This window comes from Glycocaulis alkaliphilus (assembly GCF_004000605.1).
GTDB lineage: Bacteria > Pseudomonadota > Alphaproteobacteria > Caulobacterales > Maricaulaceae > Glycocaulis > Glycocaulis alkaliphilus.
Genome location: NZ_CP018911.1, coordinates 1921039 through 1936638 on the forward strand (window position 1 = coordinate 1921039; position 15600 = coordinate 1936638).

A 15600-nucleotide genomic window follows, 5' to 3' on the forward strand; every position below is an offset into this window, starting at 1 on the left:
TGAACAGCGGCAGAACTTTGTCAGGCGCCAGCTTCAGCCCGGCGCTCATAGACGGTGTCGATGATGCCAAAATCGGCCGCTTCGTTCGCGCTCATATAGGAATCGCGGTCCAGCGTTTTCTCCACCGTCGCCAGATCCTGGCCGGTGTGGCGCACATAAATGTCGTACATGCGCCGCTTCATTTTCACCAGATCCTCGCCATGGCGCTCAATGTCGGCTGTCGTCCCGCGAAAGCCGCCATAGGGCTGGTGCATCATGATACGCGCATTGGGCGTAGCGAAACGCATGCCCTTTTCACCGCCCGCCAGAAGCAGCGATCCCATGGACGCCGCCATGCCGATACAGGCCGTCGCCACCGGCGAGGAGATGTATTGCATCGTGTCATAGATCGCGAGACCGGCCGTCACCACGCCGCCGGGCGAGTTGATGTACATGGCGATCTCTTTTTTCGGGTTTTCCGACTCAAGGAAGAGCAGCTGGGCCACCATAAGGCTCGCCATATGGTCCTCGATCGGCCCGGTGACGAAGATGATGCGCTCTTTGAGCAGGCGCGAATAGATGTCGAACGCGCGCTCGCCCCGGCTGGTCTGCTCCACGACCATGGGAACGAGGTTCATCATCACGTCCTGGGGATCTCTCATCACCGGCTCCGTTCGGAATGTGCATTGATACTGGCGCGGACACCCGGACGGGCAACGCCTCAAGGTGCAAGCTGGTAGGCTTCGCTCAATTTGGCAAGCCAACACCGGACCCGCAAGCGGACCCGGTGTTCATCAGGCTGTCAAAGGCAGTTAAGCGGTCTTTCAGTTCCGCAGCCCATCCGGGCTGCGATGTTCCGCGAAAAGTCGCGGGCGGGCGGTCGCCCTTTTCGGCGGCCTCTGGCCGCCGCAAGCCCGAACGGGCGTCCGAGCCTATGCGAGGAGCGACGGGGCGGAGCCCCCGGAGCACAAAAGAAAAGCAGCCTGCAGGTACACACTACTCTTTTTTGGCTGCTGCTTTCTTGGCAGGTGCCTTCTTCGCAGCGGGCTTGTCGCCATCAGCCTTCTTGGCCGGAGCCTTTTTGGCTGCAGGCTTGTCGTCCGCCTTGGCCGCAGACTTCTTCGCCGCAGGCTTTTTGGCAGGTTTTTTGGCCGGGGCCTCGTCCTCATCAGCAAAGAGCGTGTCGCGATCGACGCTGACTTCCTTCACCTCTGCCAGCTCGATAATATAATCGACGACCTTCTCTTCATAGATCGGGGCGCGCAGTGCCTGGACGGCGCCCGGATTGTTCTGGAAGTACTCGACGACCTGACGCTCCTGGCCAGGATACTTCATCGCTTCCTGGTTGACGGCGCGGGCCAGCTCTTCCTGCGTCACGTCGACCTTGGCGTTGCGGCCGATCTCGGCCAGCACCAGACCCAGGCGCACACGGCGCTCTGCAATGGCCCGGTAATCGGACTTGAGCTCGTCGTCGGACTTGTCCTTGTCCTCGTCTTCCAGCTCGCCAGCTTCCTTGGCCGCCAGAACTTCACGCCAGATATTCTCGAACTCGGCTTCGACCATGCGGCCCGGCAGATCAATATCGCCGTGCGCTTCGTCCAGCTGGTCGAGAAGCTGACGCTTCATTTTCATGCGCGAAGCCTGATTGTGCTCCTGCTCGAAGCGCTTGGTCAGCGCATCTTTCAGGGCCTCAAGATCAGACAGGCCGAGGCGCTCGGCCAGGCTGTCATCGATCTTGCTGTCCTGAGGCGCCTGAACCGACTTAACCTTGGTCTCGAACACGGCATCCTTGCCCGCGAGATGTTCCGCGCCGTAATCCTTCGGGAAAGTGACCTTGATTTCCACATCATCACCGGCCTTGGCACCGACGAGCTGGTCTTCAAAGCCGGGGATGAACGCGCCATCACCCAGCGCCACGCGCGAATCGGTTGCCGAGCCGCCCGGGAAAACCTCGCCGTCAATCTTGCCGACGAAATCGATCACCACGACATCGCCGGTCGCTGCCTTGGCGGTTTTCGGCTTGTCTTCGTATGACCGGCTATCCTTGGCGAGGCGCTCCAGCGCTTCATTGACCTGGTCGTCGCCGACCTTGGCCACCGGACGCTCCAGCTTGAGCTTTTTCGGATCGGTGGTCTCGAACTCCGGCATCACTTCGACATTGATCTCGAAGGTGAAGTCCTTGCCGTTCTTCAGAACGTCATCCGCGTCCGATTTCACTTCCACGTTCGGCTGGCTAGCCGGGCGCAGCTTGCGCTCGTCCAGCGTGGACTGGGTAGCCTCAGGCACGATCTCCTGAAGAATATCGCTCATGATCGAAGCGCCAAACATCTTGCGGATGTGGGCAGCAGGCACCTTGCCGGGGCGGAAGCCCTTCAGGCGCACTTGCGGGCGGATTTCCTCGATCTTGGCAGAGAGGCGCGATTGCAGGTCAGACGCAGGCACAACCACTTCAAACGTGCGCGAGAGACCTTCGGCGGATTTTTCCAGGACGTTCATGCGTATTCAGGCCTTGTCTTGACGGGGCCGATAGGGGCCATGCCGGGGATAGTACGGCGCGGCCAGCGCGCGCGACGACGCCCTCGGCCCCATACCGAAACGAGCGCGGGTTATGTCACGCGCCGCAAGAGCGCGCAACGGTCCCTGCATGCGAATTTCCACATGGGGGTTGTGGCACCTTTGTACAGCGCCGGACCGCTCCATGCTGTCATCACCCGCTTCATGCGGGTCAGCCATCTTTGCTGATGCTCCGCACATCCGTGCGTCGCTCCTCGCATAGGCTCGGGCGCGCGGCCTGTCCTCGACTTGATCGGGGATCGCGCTTGCGGCGCTGCGCGCCGGGGTGACAGTCCGGCCCCGTCAGGGGCCGCAAGGCCGACCGGCCGCCCGCGACTTTTCGCGGAACCGACCCCGCGGATGCGGGGGAGGACAGGAGAAGTGGTGCGGGTGAGAGGACTCGAACCTCCACGGATTGCTCCACTGGAACCTAAATCCAGCGCGTCTACCAGTTCCGCCACACCCGCATTGGCCGCTTTCTATGACGTGACGCGATGATTGACCAGAGGCGTCTTCCGCGCCGCCGCGCGCCCCCCCTCCGGGGCAGATTCATCCTTGCCATCACCGTCATAACGGGAAGGATCGGCTAATGGGCTATTCAATGAAGTCACGCGACATCATCAAACGTCTTGAGCGCGATGGCTGGCGGCTGGCGCGGGTGACAGGCGACCACCACACCTTCGTGAAGGAGGGCGTGGACACTCTCGTCACTATTCCTCACCCCAAGCGCGACCTGCCGATCGGCACACTGAGGGCCATTTTCAGGCAAGCGGGCTGGAGCTGGCCGCCGCGTTGACCAGATGGCCGGCGATTGTGTATAAGTTGTGTACTGCTTCGGAGTCACAACGATGCTTGCCCCTTTCATCGCCATAGTTCACCGCGACGGGGAGGACGTGTTCGGCGCGTTCTTTCCTGATGTACCGGGGTGCTATGCCAGCGGCGCCACGCTGGACGCGCTTCTTCACTATGCCGCGCATGCCTTGCGCGCCCATCTCGATGCACTGGCCGATTTCAACCGCCCGGTTCCGACGGCGCGTTCCCTGCAGGCCGTGATGGAGGATCCTTCGCTGGCCGAAGACCGGGCCGATGCCTTCGTGGTCGTGCCCGTTACACCGCTGGCGCGGGCAGGAAAGCCCAAACGCATCAATATCAATGTCGACGAGTTTGCGCTTGAGCGTATCGACCGGGCCGCCCGCAAGGCGGGTGTCTCCCGCTCACGCTTCCTTGTGGAAAGCGCCTTGCAGGCCGGTTCGGAGCGCTGAAGTCCCTTGAGCGCTGACCCGTCCCCCAACCCGCCCCTCGACTGGGATGCGCGCTTCCGCGCCGATGATACGCCGTGGGAGAGAAAGCGCCTGCACCCGGCCTTTACCCACTGGCAGGCGCTGGGCCTGCTTGAGGCCGGCAAATCCATCTATGTGCCGGGCTGCGGGCGCGGCGAGGAGCCGCTGGCGCTGGCGAAGGCGGGCCTCAACGTCACCGCCATAGACCTCTCCCGCACCGCGATTGACTGGCAGAAGGCACGCTTTGCGCAAAGCGGGCTGACGGCGCATCTGGAAGCGGGAGACGCCCTCGCCTACCGGCCCGAAACGCCGTTCGATCTTTACTGGGAGCAGACCTTCCTCTGCGCCATTCCGCCGAAACTGCGCGAAACTTACGAGGCGGGCGCCTACGCGCAGATTCGCCCCGGCGGGGTGCTGCTCGCGCTCTTCATGCAGAAAGAGGAGATGGGTGGCCCGCCCTATGGCTGCGGATTGCCCGCCATGCGCGCCCTTTTCCCGGATACGCGCTGGCAATGGCCGGATGGCGAGCCAACGGCCTTCCCGCATCCGGGGTTGAATGCCAAGGAAGAGCTCGCGGTGCCGCTGGTGCGGCGGTAGCCCGGTCAGTCAGAGACATTGACCAAACCACTAATCCGCACCACCTTGGTGTTATGAAAACCGGCTGCCCACATACTGCACACTGCTTCTTTGCAGGTACGCTTCTCGCAAGCTAGCCGCCCGGGCTGGAACGCCTGAGGGCGTGTCTGGTTCGGGGTATTTCATTTCTCAGCACCTTCATTCTGGCACCGGCCTGTCCGGTCATACCTGTCCGCAATGCGCCGGGCCTTGGAAAATCAGTCATGCAAACTCTCACACAACCGGCCATCTATCTGGATGAAGACACCGCCGACACCCTGTACGACATCGCCAGCGCTGCCCCGGAGGGTAGCCGTGCGACTGCCGAACGCCTGCTTGGCGAGCTGGAACGCGCGATAGTCGTTCCGTCCCGCGACTTGCCAGACAATGTCGTCCGGCTGGGGGTGAATATCGCTTACAGGGATACCGATACCGGGCGGGTGCGTACGGGTTCAATCGTGCTGCCTCAGGAAGCGGACATCAGCGCCGGACGCATCTCTGTGCTGTCGCCGGCTGGCGCGGGTCTGATCGGCCTTGAAGAAGGCAGCGCCATCAGTTGGCAAATCGGCGACCGGGAGACCTCCCTTCTGGTCCTGCAGGTCGGGTAAGCGGCCGCCGCGGCGCCAGCTATTCAACAGGCCCGTCGAGCGGGAGACGGTGGTGTGCCCCCACTAGGCCGCATCCCGCCAGTCGAGGATGACCTTGCCAGACTTGCCAGAGCGCATCGCGTCAAAGCCGGTCTGGAACTCCTTCGCTGGCAGGCGGTGGGTGATCAGCTTCGACACATCAAGGCCCGATTGCAGCATCGCAAGCATCTTGTGCCAGGTCTCGAACATCTCGCGTCCATAAATGCCCTTGAAATTGATAGCGCGCATGATGAGCGAACCCATGTCGAGGTTGAACGGCTTTGCCGGCAAGCCCAGCATGGCGATATTGCCGCCCATCACCATGTGATCGACCATCTGCTTGAAGGCGGGCTCCGCCCCGCTCATCTCCAGGCCCACATCAAAGCCTTCGGTCATTTTCAGCTCCGCCATCACATCGCGAAGCTCTTCTTTCATCGTGTTGACCGGGCGCACGCTCGGCACCACGCGGGTCGCCAGCTCCAGCCGGTCCGGATTGATGTCGGTCAGCACGATATGACGCGCGCCGCAATGACGCGCGACGGCCGCGGCCATGATGCCGATAGGGCCAGCGCCGGTGATCAGCACGTCCTCGCCCACCAGATCAAAGGCCGTCGCGGTGTGGACCGCGTTGCCCAGCGGATCGAGGAAAGCGGCGATCTCCATCGGCACATTATCGGGCAGCGGGACCACGTTGAAGGCGGGGATACGCAGATATTCGGCAAACGCGCCCGGCATGTTCACGCCAATGCCGCGCGTTTCAGGGTCGAGGTGGAAGCGCCCGGCGCGTACCGCGCGGCTCTTCTCGCCCACCACATGGCCCTCGCCGGAAACGCGCATGCCGGGCTTTACCCGCGTCACCTCACTGCCCACCGCCTCGATGACGCCGCCAAACTCGTGGCCGACCACCATGGGCACGGGCACGTTCTTCTGCGCCCAGTCGTCGTAATTATAGATATGGATGTCGGTGCCGCAGATCGCCGTCATGTGGACGCGGATCAGCACATCATCCGGGCCGATTTCGGGCTTGGCCACATCCTGCATCCAGAGGCCTTCACGCGGCTCAGCCTTCACAAGCGCTTTCATCGGGGTTTCCTCCGGGCAGGTGTTTTTATCTGCCCGCTATCTAGCGCATTGTGGAGGCCCGGCGAAGGGGATGGGTGCATCTTCAGCGCTGCAACGCATCCGCGTTGCGATGTTAAAGAATGGATCCCGGGTCAAGCCTGGGAACCCGGTTGAGAAGCTCGGTGACAAATACCGGGGTCCCGGCCCCCGAGCCGGGATCCACAGTTCACACCCACACGGTGCCACCAGACCGGAACGGATCAATTCTGCGATCGAGGCGCTTGAAGCCCTCTCGTCGCCTCCAGAATGGGCAGTCCCGCTTCTGTCGGGACGTAAATCACATCCTGCTGGTTCTCACTGAGTGCCAGGATCCAGAGATAGCGAAGATAGCCCTCCGGACCGCCAAGTCCGTCCGCGATAATGGCGTTAGCTTCCGCCACGCCACGTGCGCGCTCAACCTCGGCCTGGGCGTTCAGACGCTCGGACTCCAGACGGGCTTCGGCTTCCAGAACAGCAATCCTGCGGTTCTGTTCGGCGCGTACCAGCTCGGCACGCCCCGCCTGTTCCTGCTGCCAGACCGAGTAGATCGGTACAATCCACATCGCGAGCGCCACCAGAATGACGCCCGAAATAACCAGAACCATAACCCCGCCTGCACGCATGCCGCTCTCCCAGACCGATTTTGAAAACATTGGCCGCATCAGGCCCTCGCGAAACCACTCACGTGTCTGGCGAGAGACTTACATGCTTTTCTGGCGAAGTTAACGTGCAGATCAGACAACCCCCAGCTTCTTGCCCACCTTGGTGAAGGCCTCCACCGCGCGATCGATCTGCTCAGGCGTGTGGGCGGCGCTCATCTGCGTGCGGATGCGGGCCTTGCCCTTGGGGACCACCGGATAGAAGAAGCCGATCACGTAGACGCCTTCATCCATCAGCGCGGAGGCCATGTCCTGTGAAAGCTTGGCGTCGCCCAGCATCACCGGGATGATCGGGTGCTCGCCGGGCAGAAGCTCGAAGCCGGCCTCGCTCATGCCCGCGCGGAAGCGCTTCGCATTGCTGAAAAGCTGCGCGCGCAAGTCATCGCCGTGCGCGACCATGTCCAGCGCCTTCAGGCTAGCGCCCGCAATCGCCGGAGCCAGCGAGTTGGAGAAAAGATAGGGCCGCGAGCGCTGGCGCAGAATGTCGATCACGGGTCGGCTGGCGCAGGTGAACCCGCCCATCGCCCCGCCGAGCGCCTTGCCGAGCGTGCCGGTGACGATATCGACCCGGCCCAGCACGCCGCAATGCTCCACACTGCCCCTGCCCTTAGCGCCCATGAATCCATGGGCGTGGCAGTCATCGACCATGGTGATGGCGTCATATCTGTCGGCCAGATCGCAGATCTCTTTCAGCTTCGCGATATAGCCATCCATGGAGAACACGCCGTCCGTGGCGATGAGGATGTGGCGGGCACCTGCCGCGCGCGCTTCTTTCAGTTTCGCCTCCAGATCATCCATGTCCGAATTGGCGTAGCGATAGCGCTTCGCCTTGCACAGGCGGATGCCATCAATGATGGAGGCGTGGTTGAGCGCATCGGAGATGATGGCGTCATTCTCGTCCAGCAGCGGCTCGAAAAGCCCGCCATTGGCGTCAAACGCCGCCGCATAGAGGATCGCGTCCTCGTGGCCGGTGAAGGCGGCCAGCGCTTTTTCCAGCTCGCGGTGAACGCTTTGCGTGCCACAGATGAAGCGTACCGAGGCGACGCCATAGCCATAGCGGTCGAGCGCGTCTTTCGCAGCGCTGATCAGCTCAGGCCGGTTGGCAAGGCCCAGATAATTATTGGCGCAGAAATTGATGACATGGCTCTCAGAGCCATTCTTCGCGACATCGATCTCGGAGAATTGCTGCGAAGTGATGACCCGCTCGCGCTTGTAGAGCCCCTCGGCCTCGATCTCCTGCAAGGTGCTGGCAAGGTGGGCGTAAAAGCTGTTGGCCATGGCGGGTGTCTCCGGTGTTTGCGTGCTCGCAACCGGGATAGGCCAAGCGGCTTTGCAGGGCAATGCACCGGGCCTCCCTCGTGCTTCGAGACGCAGCTAGCGCTGCTCCTCAGCATGAGGGAGCCAGATGGTTTTTGCCCTCATCCTGAGGAGCCACGCAGTGGCGTCTCGAAGGACGAGGGCAAAGTCTGCCCTGGGTCCCGGCTCTCCCTGCGGTCGGCCGGGAGTTCAGGCAGTGGGGCCTACCGCACCGGTTCCGGCTTGCGTTTCACGCCGGACTTGCCCTTGCCTTGCGGCTTGATGCGGTCGCCGGGGATGATCTCGAAATCGAGACGTTCCTCATCGGCGGCATCGACATCGACCTTCACCACACCGCCCTTGCGCAGCTGGCCAAAGAGAATTTCGTCGGCCAGAGGCTTCTTGATGTGCTCCTGGATCACGCGCCCCAGCGGACGCGCACCGAACTTCTCATCGTAGCCACGCACCGCCAGCCAGGCCTTCGCAGGCTCGGTTAGCTCGAAGGTCACGCCCCGGTCGGACAGCTGGGCTTCCAGCTCCAGAACGAATTTCTCCACCACGCGGGCGACGACATCCTGCTTCAGGCCGGCAAAGCCGATCACGGCATCGAGCCGGTTGCGGAATTCCGGCGTAAACAGCTTTTCAATCGCTGCCGTGTCCTCGCCCTCGCGCTTGCCGCGGCCAAAGCCGATGGCTTCCTTCGCGGCATCAGACGCGCCCGCATTCGTGGTCATGATCAGGACCACGTTGCGGAAATCGATCTTCTTGCCGTTGGCGTCGGTCAGCTCGCCATTATCCATCACCTGCAGGAGGATGTTGAAGATGTCCGGGTGCGCCTTCTCGATCTCGTCCATCAGCAGGACCGAGTGCGGATGCTGGTCGACCGCATCGGAAAGCTGGCCGCCCTGATCATAGCCAACATAGCCTGGAGGCGCGCCCAGCAGGCGGCTCACCGTATGGCGCTCCATATATTCGCTCATGTCAAAGCGCAGGAGTTCCACGCCCAGTACCGAAGCGAGCTGACGGGCGACTTCGGTCTTGCCTACGCCGGTGGGGCCGGAGAAGAGATAGCAGCCAATGGGCTTTCTCGGCTCGCGCAGGCCCGCACGGGCGAGCTTGATCGCGCTGGAGAGTTTCGAGATAGCCTCGTCCTGGCCGAACACCACGCGTTTCAGCGAGACATCGAGATCTTTCAGCACCCGCTCGTCGGACTTCGATACCGATTTCGGGGGGATGCGGGCCATCTTGGCGACGACCGTCTCCACTTCCTTCACACCAATGGTTTTCTTGCGCTTGGACGCAGGCACAAGACGCATGGAGGCACCAGCCTCGTCGATCACGTCGATGGCCTTGTCCGGCAGTTTGCGGTCGCCGATATAGCGGTCGGCCAGCTCCACCGCGCTTTTCAGCGCTTCATTGGTGAAGCGCACATCGTGGAAGTCCTCGAAATAGGGTTTGAGCCCCTGCAGGATCTTGATGGAGTCCGGCACGGACGGCTCGACCACATCGATCTTCTGGAAGCGGCGGGCAAGCGCCCGGTCCTTCTCGAAGTGCTGGCGGTATTCCTTGTAGGTCGTTGAACCCATGCAGCGCAGCGAGCCGGACTGCAGGGCGGGCTTTAGCAGGTTGGAGGCATCCATCGCCCCGCCGGACGTGGCGCCCGCACCAATGACGGTGTGAATTTCGTCGATGAACAGCACGGCGTTGGGCCGCGCTTCCAGCGCCTTGACCACCTGCTTGACGCGTTCCTCGAAATCGCCGCGATAGCGCGTGCCAGCCAGCAGCGCGCCCATATCAAGCGAGTAGATCGTCGCCTCTTCGAGCACTTCAGGCACATTGCCTTCCACGATCAGGCGGGCAAGGCCTTCGGCGATGGCCGTCTTGCCGACGCCCGGATCACCCACCAGAAGCGGATTGTTCTTGCGGCGGCGGCAGAGAATCTGCACGCAGCGCTCAACTTCCGCGGCGCGCCCGATCAGCGGATCAACGCTGCCGGCTTTCGCCTTGGCATTGAGATCAACGCAATAGGCGGCCAGCGCATCATCCTTGTCGTCGGCCGCGTCCTCATCGGCCTCGTCAGCGCCCATGGGGCGGCGGCTCTCGTCCGCGCCCGCCTTCTTGGCGATGCCGTGGGAGATGAAATTGACCGCGTCATAGCGGGTCATGTCGCGCTCAGCCAGGAAGTAGGCCGCGTGGCTCTCGCGCTCGGCAAAGAGCGCGACGAGCACGTTCGCGCCGGTCACTTCCTCACGGCCCGAATTCTGGACGTGAATCACCGCACGCTGGATGACGCGCTGGAAACCGGCCGTGGGCTTTGCATCATCATCATTATCGACGATCAGGCTCGCCAGCTCGTTATCGACATAGTCGCCGAGCGTGGCGCGCAGCTCCTCCACATCGACATCGCAGGCGCGCATGACCGCTGCAGCGTCCTCGTCATCGCAGAGGGCCAGCAGCAGATGCTCCAGCGTCGCGAACTCATGCCGGCGCTCATTGGCCGCCGTCAGCGCGATATGCAGGCTTTGCTCAAGGGCAGGCGAAAATGATGGCACGGGACTAGTCCTTTTCCATGGTGCACTGGAGAGGATGCTGTGCCCGGCGTGCCGCGTCCATAACCTGCGCCACCTTGGTCTCAGCTACCTCGAAGGTAAAAACGCCGCAAACCCCCACCCCATTCTGGTGAACATGCAGCATGATGCGAGTCGCGTCTTCCTGGTCCTTGTGAAATATGACCATCAGAACCTGAATGACGAATTCCATCGGCGTAAAGTCGTCATTGAGCAGCAGGACCTTGTACATGGACGGGCGCTCGGTACGCGGGCGCGTTTTCACGGTAATGCCCGTCTGGCGCTCCGTGTCGCCGGGCCCAGGTGCCGATGGCCCCTTTGGTCCCGATGGTTTGCGCGGGTCCGTCATGCCCATTCGCTGGTCCGCCTCGCTTCGCATGCGTCTCCGGGCGAATTGCCGCCCGTCCGGAGAATTAAATAGGCATGCGGGGGCCAGTGAGAAGCCCCCCAGAGCGGCTTGTTAACAGTCCGCGCTGGCAGCGGGCGGCTGGAAACACATTTTTGAAGGGGCTTGGTGAGCCGGCCGGGGCTCGAACCCGGGACCTACTGATTAAAAGTCAGTTGCTCTACCAGCTGAGCTACCGGCTCTCATCAAGAGTGCGCGTATCTATAGAGGCCCGCCGCGCCGGTCAAGGCGCTCAAGTGCGTCACGATTGCGCGTTTCACCCTCATGTTTGCCATGGCTTTGCCATCATGGACAGACACTCTGCTCCGGCAGGAGGACGGGCTTGATGAATTTTGCGCGTATGGTGGTGATATGTGGCGTGTCGGCGCTGGCGGTTTCCGCCTGCACGACATCGCGCGAAACCTTTGATGAAGCAGCCGGGCGCACCATGCCGGCCGCCTATGATGCGCTGGGCGCGCCGCGCGAGCGTCCGGGCGCGGTGATGGTGGAGGAAGGCGAGCGCACCGTCCCCACACCCTATGGCGGCTCTGGCGCGCGCCGGGTCTGCTCCACCGTGGCGACCGACATTGCGCGCCTGACAGCCGTACTCGGCCCCGATCGCGAGCAGCCCCCTGCCCGTGACGAAACAGCCGAGGAGGCCCGCGAGCGCTCCATGTGGGATAGCGGGCAGGATTTGCTGTCGCGCGCGCCGGACGCCGCTCAGGACGCAGCCGTGGACGCCTATTATTCGGCCATTGTGGGGCTGAACCCGGTCCGGCCCGTCGCCCGCTTTGTGCAGAATTCGGCGCGTATCGAGGCGCAGGCCCGCGCCCAGCGCGAAATGGCCGACCGCCGCCGTGCATACTTGCGCGGCCTGTTTGACGGGTATGGCTGCAACCGGCGCATCCTGGAACAGACCTTTATCCGCTACGGGCTGGCGGAGGGGGAATGATCCGGACGGATGCTTCCGGCACGGATCTGAAGCCAGCAAAGGCGCCGTAAATCCAACACCCACGCGTGGTCATGTGACACTACTTGGCCAGCGCGGCGGGCAGTCTATATTCCCATTTAGCGCGCTCCACAGGGAGTATCGGGCAAGAAAGTCTGCCCTCCGCGCAGTTGAAGAGATGCTGTTCATGACCGAAAATGTCGACATTCAAGTCTGTGACGTCCGGCACATCGTGCATATGCGTTTTCCCTCACGGGTCAGTGCTGGCCAGCTCAGAGAAATCATTGGACAGTTGATGAGCGGCGCCATCCCCGCCGATTACAATATTCTGCTGGATTTCACACAGACAGAACAGGCCAATGTCCCGGCGACGGAGATACTGGACCTGGCGATGAAGCGCCGCAAGATGTTGCCAGCCCATCCGCTTGCCCCGGTCAGAACCGCCGTGTTGGGCGTGAAAACGGATATTGAAGATGCTCTGGATGCCTGGGAGAGCTTCCTGACGGAAAGCCCGCCCGCAGTCATTTTCAACAGATTTGACAGCGAGACGCAGGCGCTGGCCTGGTTGACCGAAGGTCGGCAAGCGGACTAGCCGCGCTTGCCTGTGCCCTCTTCCCAGCGGGCGAGGAACTCGTTGCGGAACGCCTCGAACCGGCCTGCAGCAATGCTCGCGCGCATGCGCGCCACCAGATCCTCGTAATAGGCGACATTGTGCCAGGAGAGGATCATGGAGCCCAGATACTCCCCCGCGCGCACCAGATGATGCAGATAGGCCTTCGAGTAGTCGCGGCTGGCCGGGCAGTTCACCGCCTCGTTGAGCGGGCTTACATCCTCGGCATATTGCGCGTTTTTCAGGTTGAACGGGCCATAGTCTGACCAGGCCTGACCATGGCGGCCAGAACGGGTCGGCATCACGCAGTCGAACATATCGATCCCGCGCGCCACCGCCTCCACAAGGTCAATCGGGCGGCCTACACCCATCAGATAACGCGGGCGATCCTGCGGCAGGTGCGGCGTTGTCACGTCCAGCACATTGCACATCATCTCAAACCCCTCGCCCACAGCGAGCCCGCCGACCGCATAGCCATCAAAGCCAGTCTCGATCAGGGCTTCGGCGGACTGTTGACGTAAGTCCGGATAGACAGAGCCCTGCACGATGCCGAACAGGTTCTGGGTCTCGCGCCCCCCGAAAGCCTCTCTCGAGCGCCGCCCCCAGCGGATGGAAAGCTCCATGGATTTCGCTGCCGCGTCGCGTTCACACGGGAAGGGCGTGCATTCATCCAGCTGCATGGAGATGTCGGCGCCCAGAAGGTCGGCCTGAATCTCGATAGAGCGCTCCGGGGTCAGCATGTGTTTGGAGCCATCGATATGGCTTTTGAAGGCCACCCCCTCCTCGCTCATCTTGCGAAGCCCTGCGAGCGACCAGACCTGAAACCCGCCAGAGTCAGTCAGGATCGGCCCGTCCCAGCGCATGAAGTGATGCAGGCCGCCAAGGCGCTTCACCCGCTCCGCGCCGGGGCGCAGCATGAGGTGGTAGGTATTGCCCAGAAGAATGTCCGCGCCTGCCTGCCTTACCTGATCGGGATAGAGCGCCTTTACGGTCGCTGCCGTCCCCACCGGCATGAAGGCAGGCGTGCGGATCTCCCCGCGCGATGTTTTCAACGTGCCGGTGCGCGCCTGGCCATCGACGGCGGCGATCTCAAAGGGAAAACTGGCCATGTGAGTCGGATGTCCTGATGCGGCGGGGAAAGTGGAACGGATGAGCTGGAAAGACGAAATTGAAGAGTTGCGCAAGCGTCAGGCGCTGACACGCGCCATGGGCGGGCCGGAAAAACTGGAGCGCCAGCGCGCCGCAGGACGGCTGAATGTGCGCGAGCGCATCGCCCTTCTATCCGATGAGGGCAGTTTTCGCGAGATCGGCTCCATAGCAGGCACAGCGAGCTATGATGAGGACGGCAAGCTCACCGGCCTGATGCCCGCCAACTGCGTCTTTGGCCGCGCTAAAGTGCGGGGCCGCGACGTGGTACTGGTGGCTGATGATTTCACCGTGCGCGGCGGGGCGGCAGACGCCGCCATCGTCGAAAAGCAGATTCAAGCCGAAGCCATGGCGCGGGACTTGCGCCTGCCGCTTCTGCGCCTGATCGAAGGCACGGGCGGCGGGGGCTCGGTCAAATCCATTCTCGACATGGGTGCCACTTACGTGCCCTTCAATCCGGCCTGGGATCTGGTGGTGGAGAATCTGGAGACCGTGCCTGTAGTCTCGCTGCTGCTGGGGCCCGTGGCAGGGCTGGGCGCAGCCCGCGCCGTCTCCAGCCATTATTCGGTGATGGTCCAGGGGCAGGCGCAGATGTTCGTCGCAGGGCCGCCTGTGGTCGCGGGCATTGGCGAGCACGTCACCAAGGAGGAGCTGGGCGGGGCGGACATCCAGCTTGCCGCTGGCGCGGTCGATGACGCCTTTGCCAGCGAAGCCGAAGCGATGGAGGCCGCGCGCTGGTTCCTCTCCTATCTGCCAAACTCCGTCCATGAACTGCCCGCTCGCACCACGCCGAAGGACGATCCGGCACGCACCGATCCGGCGCTCTCCTCAATCGTGCCGCGCGACAAGCGCTACGCCTATGACATGCACGCCATTCTCGCCTCGACCATGGACAAGGGGTCGGTCTTCGAGATGGGCCGCAATTTCGGCCAGTCCGTCATCACCGCCTTTGCACGGCTCGATGGCTGGCCGGTGGCGGTGGTCGCGTCGAACCCCAAAGTCTATGGCGGCGGGTGGACAGCAGAGGCCGCGCAGAAAGTGACGCGCTTCATCGATCTGGCCGAAACCTTCCGCCTGCCGATTGTCCATTTCGTGGATATTCCCGGCTTCGTCATCGGCACGCGCGCCGAACGCGCAGGGACCATCCGCCATGGCGCGCGAGCGCTCGCCGCGCTCTATCAGGCCAGCGTTCCCATGTGCGCGATCATCGTGCGCAAAGCCTTTGGCGTCGCCGGTGCGGCCATGATGAACCATACCGGCTTTCGCTATCGCTATGCCTGGCCGTCAGGCGATTGGGGCTCACTGCCGCTCGAAGGCGGGGTGGAGGCGGCGTTCAAGGCGGCGCTCGAAACAGCCGAAGACCCGGCCGCGATGAAAGCGGAGCTCTCCCGCCAGATGCGCGCCTTCTCCTCCCCCTTCAAGACGGCCGAACGCTTCTGGGTGGAGGAGATCATCGATCCAGCAGAGACACGGCCTTTGCTGACCGAGTTTGCGCGGCTCTCTGCGCCTCTGCGGGAGCGGGGAGAGCGGAAGCCACGCTATCGGCCTTAGGGGATTGTCATTCTGTGGACCGGTTTCCTCCCCCGTTTACGGGGGAGGTGTCAGCGAAGCTGACGGAGGGGGGAGCTTTTTTGAACAATCCCCCCTCGGCCCTTCGGGCCACTCCCCCCGTAAACGGGGGGAGAAACCGTTCCCTCGGGATCGCGCAGCGATCCAAAGATGGAAGCAAAACCAACACCTTAAAAACCTTACCAGCTTCGTCAGATGCAACACGGCACGCTTTGAGGGACGGTCCCTTCCGTTAGCTCCTTTGGGGGAGTGAGAAGGAGAACCG

General features: G+C 62.7%; 15 protein-coding genes and 2 tRNA genes. 7 read left to right on the top strand and 10 right to left on the bottom strand.

Translation table 11 applies throughout. The features are described 5' to 3' along the window. Nucleotides 1-20: 20 nt before the first annotated feature. From X907_RS09155 to X907_RS09165, 3 genes are all read right to left on the bottom strand, one after another. On the bottom strand, nt 21-641 hold the full coding sequence (locus tag X907_RS09155) for an ATP-dependent Clp protease proteolytic subunit (RefSeq protein WP_127567284.1): 621 nt from the start codon (nt 639-641) through the stop codon (nt 21-23). A gap of 334 nt (nt 642-975) precedes the next feature. Next, a complete protein-coding gene (gene tig / locus X907_RS09160) occupies nt 976-2475 on the bottom strand; it encodes a trigger factor (protein ID WP_127567286.1) in 1500 nt (499 codons plus the stop codon). 439 nt (nt 2476-2914) lie between these two features. Continuing rightward, nucleotides 2915-2999: transfer RNA gene (locus tag X907_RS09165), tRNA-Leu, on the bottom strand. A 122-nt stretch (nt 3000-3121) separates the two neighbouring features. Here X907_RS09165 and X907_RS09170 point away from each other — a divergent pair. From X907_RS09170 to X907_RS09185, 4 genes are all read left to right on the top strand, one after another. Beyond that, nucleotides 3122-3328 carry a type II toxin-antitoxin system HicA family toxin gene (locus tag X907_RS09170; protein WP_233352276.1) on the top strand — a complete coding sequence of 69 codons (207 nt, stop codon included), beginning with the start codon at nt 3122-3124 and terminating at the stop codon, nt 3326-3328. A 52-nt stretch (nt 3329-3380) separates the two neighbouring features. Further along, nucleotides 3381-3794: a type II toxin-antitoxin system HicB family antitoxin gene (locus X907_RS09175; RefSeq protein ID WP_127567288.1), complete on the top strand. Its 414-nt coding sequence runs from the start codon at nt 3381-3383 to the stop codon at nt 3792-3794. Between the two features lie 6 nt (nt 3795-3800). Beyond that, complete coding sequence (locus X907_RS09180; protein WP_127567290.1) at nt 3801-4409, top strand: methyltransferase domain-containing protein; 609 nt, start codon at nt 3801-3803, stop codon at nt 4407-4409. A 242-nt stretch (nt 4410-4651) separates the two neighbouring features. Then, nucleotides 4652-5035: a GreA/GreB family elongation factor gene (locus X907_RS09185; RefSeq protein ID WP_127567292.1), complete on the top strand. Its 384-nt coding sequence runs from the start codon at nt 4652-4654 to the stop codon at nt 5033-5035. Nucleotides 5036-5098: 63 nt separating this feature from the next. On the opposite strand, the gene tdh is transcribed toward X907_RS09185, so the two are convergent. The 6 genes from tdh to X907_RS09215 all read right to left on the bottom strand — a co-directional run bounded on the left by tdh (nt 5099) and on the right by X907_RS09215 (nt 11264). Further along, nucleotides 5099-6136 (bottom strand): L-threonine 3-dehydrogenase, encoded by a 1038-nt coding sequence (gene tdh, locus X907_RS09190; RefSeq protein WP_127567294.1) that lies wholly within the window; start codon nt 6134-6136, stop codon nt 5099-5101. 239 nt (nt 6137-6375) lie between these two features. Next, nucleotides 6376-6816 carry an SPFH domain-containing protein gene (locus X907_RS09195; protein WP_233352277.1) on the bottom strand — a complete coding sequence of 147 codons (441 nt, stop codon included), beginning with the start codon at nt 6814-6816 and terminating at the stop codon, nt 6376-6378. Between the two features lie 72 nt (nt 6817-6888). Then, nucleotides 6889-8091 (bottom strand): glycine C-acetyltransferase, encoded by a 1203-nt coding sequence (locus X907_RS09200; protein ID WP_127567296.1) that lies wholly within the window; start codon nt 8089-8091, stop codon nt 6889-6891. Between the two features lie 242 nt (nt 8092-8333). Continuing rightward, on the bottom strand, nt 8334-10661 hold the full coding sequence (gene clpA, locus X907_RS09205) for an ATP-dependent Clp protease ATP-binding subunit ClpA (RefSeq protein WP_127567298.1): 2328 nt from the start codon (nt 10659-10661) through the stop codon (nt 8334-8336). Between the two features lie 4 nt (nt 10662-10665). After that, nucleotides 10666-11025 carry an ATP-dependent Clp protease adapter ClpS gene (clpS, locus tag X907_RS09210; RefSeq protein ID WP_127569435.1) on the bottom strand — a complete coding sequence of 120 codons (360 nt, stop codon included), beginning with the start codon at nt 11023-11025 and terminating at the stop codon, nt 10666-10668. Nucleotides 11026-11188: 163 nt separating this feature from the next. Continuing rightward, nucleotides 11189-11264 (bottom strand) — tRNA-Lys (locus X907_RS09215). Between the two features lie 143 nt (nt 11265-11407). Between X907_RS09215 and X907_RS09220 the strand changes: the two genes are divergently transcribed. Together X907_RS09220 and X907_RS09225 are read left to right on the top strand one after the other, a co-directional pair. Further along, nucleotides 11408-12013: a hypothetical protein gene (locus tag X907_RS09220; protein ID WP_127567300.1), complete on the top strand. Its 606-nt coding sequence runs from the start codon at nt 11408-11410 to the stop codon at nt 12011-12013. 184 nt (nt 12014-12197) lie between these two features. Further along, complete coding sequence (locus X907_RS09225) at nt 12198-12602, top strand: hypothetical protein (protein ID WP_127567302.1); 405 nt, start codon at nt 12198-12200, stop codon at nt 12600-12602. On the opposite strand, the gene tgt is transcribed toward X907_RS09225, so the two are convergent. Continuing rightward, on the bottom strand, nt 12599-13729 hold the full coding sequence (gene tgt, locus X907_RS09230; RefSeq protein WP_127567304.1) for a tRNA guanosine(34) transglycosylase Tgt: 1131 nt from the start codon (nt 13727-13729) through the stop codon (nt 12599-12601). The two genes, X907_RS09225 and tgt, sit on opposite strands and share 4 nt — an antisense overlap. A 40-nt stretch (nt 13730-13769) precedes the next feature. On the opposite strand from tgt, the gene X907_RS09235 reads away from it, so the two are divergent. Then, nucleotides 13770-15317, top strand: coding sequence for an acyl-CoA carboxylase subunit beta (locus X907_RS09235; protein ID WP_127567306.1), 1548 nt, complete (start codon nt 13770-13772; stop codon nt 15315-15317). Nucleotides 15318-15600 lie beyond the last annotated feature (283 nt).

Bases quoted from the DNA above. Each gene is read 5' to 3' on its own strand.
- X907_RS09155 (WP_127567284.1), bottom strand. From the start codon at position 641: ATGAGAGATCCCCAGGACGTGATGATGAACCTCGTTCCCATGGTCGTG.
- tig (WP_127567286.1), bottom strand. From the start codon at position 2,475: ATGAACGTCCTGGAAAAATCCGCCGAAGGTCTCTCGCGCACGTTTGAA.
- X907_RS09170 (WP_233352276.1), top strand. From the start codon at position 3,122: ATGGGCTATTCAATGAAGTCACGCGACATCATCAAACGTCTTGAGCGC.
- X907_RS09175 (WP_127567288.1), top strand. From the start codon at position 3,381: ATGCTTGCCCCTTTCATCGCCATAGTTCACCGCGACGGGGAGGACGTG.
- X907_RS09185 (WP_127567292.1), top strand. From the start codon at position 4,652: ATGCAAACTCTCACACAACCGGCCATCTATCTGGATGAAGACACCGCC.
- tdh (WP_127567294.1), bottom strand. From the start codon at position 6,136: ATGAAAGCGCTTGTGAAGGCTGAGCCGCGTGAAGGCCTCTGGATGCAG.
- X907_RS09195 (WP_233352277.1), bottom strand. From the start codon at position 6,816: ATGCGGCCAATGTTTTCAAAATCGGTCTGGGAGAGCGGCATGCGTGCA.
- X907_RS09200 (WP_127567296.1), bottom strand. From the start codon at position 8,091: ATGGCCAACAGCTTTTACGCCCACCTTGCCAGCACCTTGCAGGAGATC.
- clpS (WP_127569435.1), bottom strand. From the start codon at position 11,025: ATGACGGACCCGCGCAAACCATCGGGACCAAAGGGGCCATCGGCACCT.
- X907_RS09220 (WP_127567300.1), top strand. From the start codon at position 11,408: ATGAATTTTGCGCGTATGGTGGTGATATGTGGCGTGTCGGCGCTGGCG.
- X907_RS09225 (WP_127567302.1), top strand. From the start codon at position 12,198: ATGACCGAAAATGTCGACATTCAAGTCTGTGACGTCCGGCACATCGTG.
- tgt (WP_127567304.1), bottom strand. From the start codon at position 13,729: ATGGCCAGTTTTCCCTTTGAGATCGCCGCCGTCGATGGCCAGGCGCGC.
- X907_RS09235 (WP_127567306.1), top strand. From the start codon at position 13,770: ATGAGCTGGAAAGACGAAATTGAAGAGTTGCGCAAGCGTCAGGCGCTG.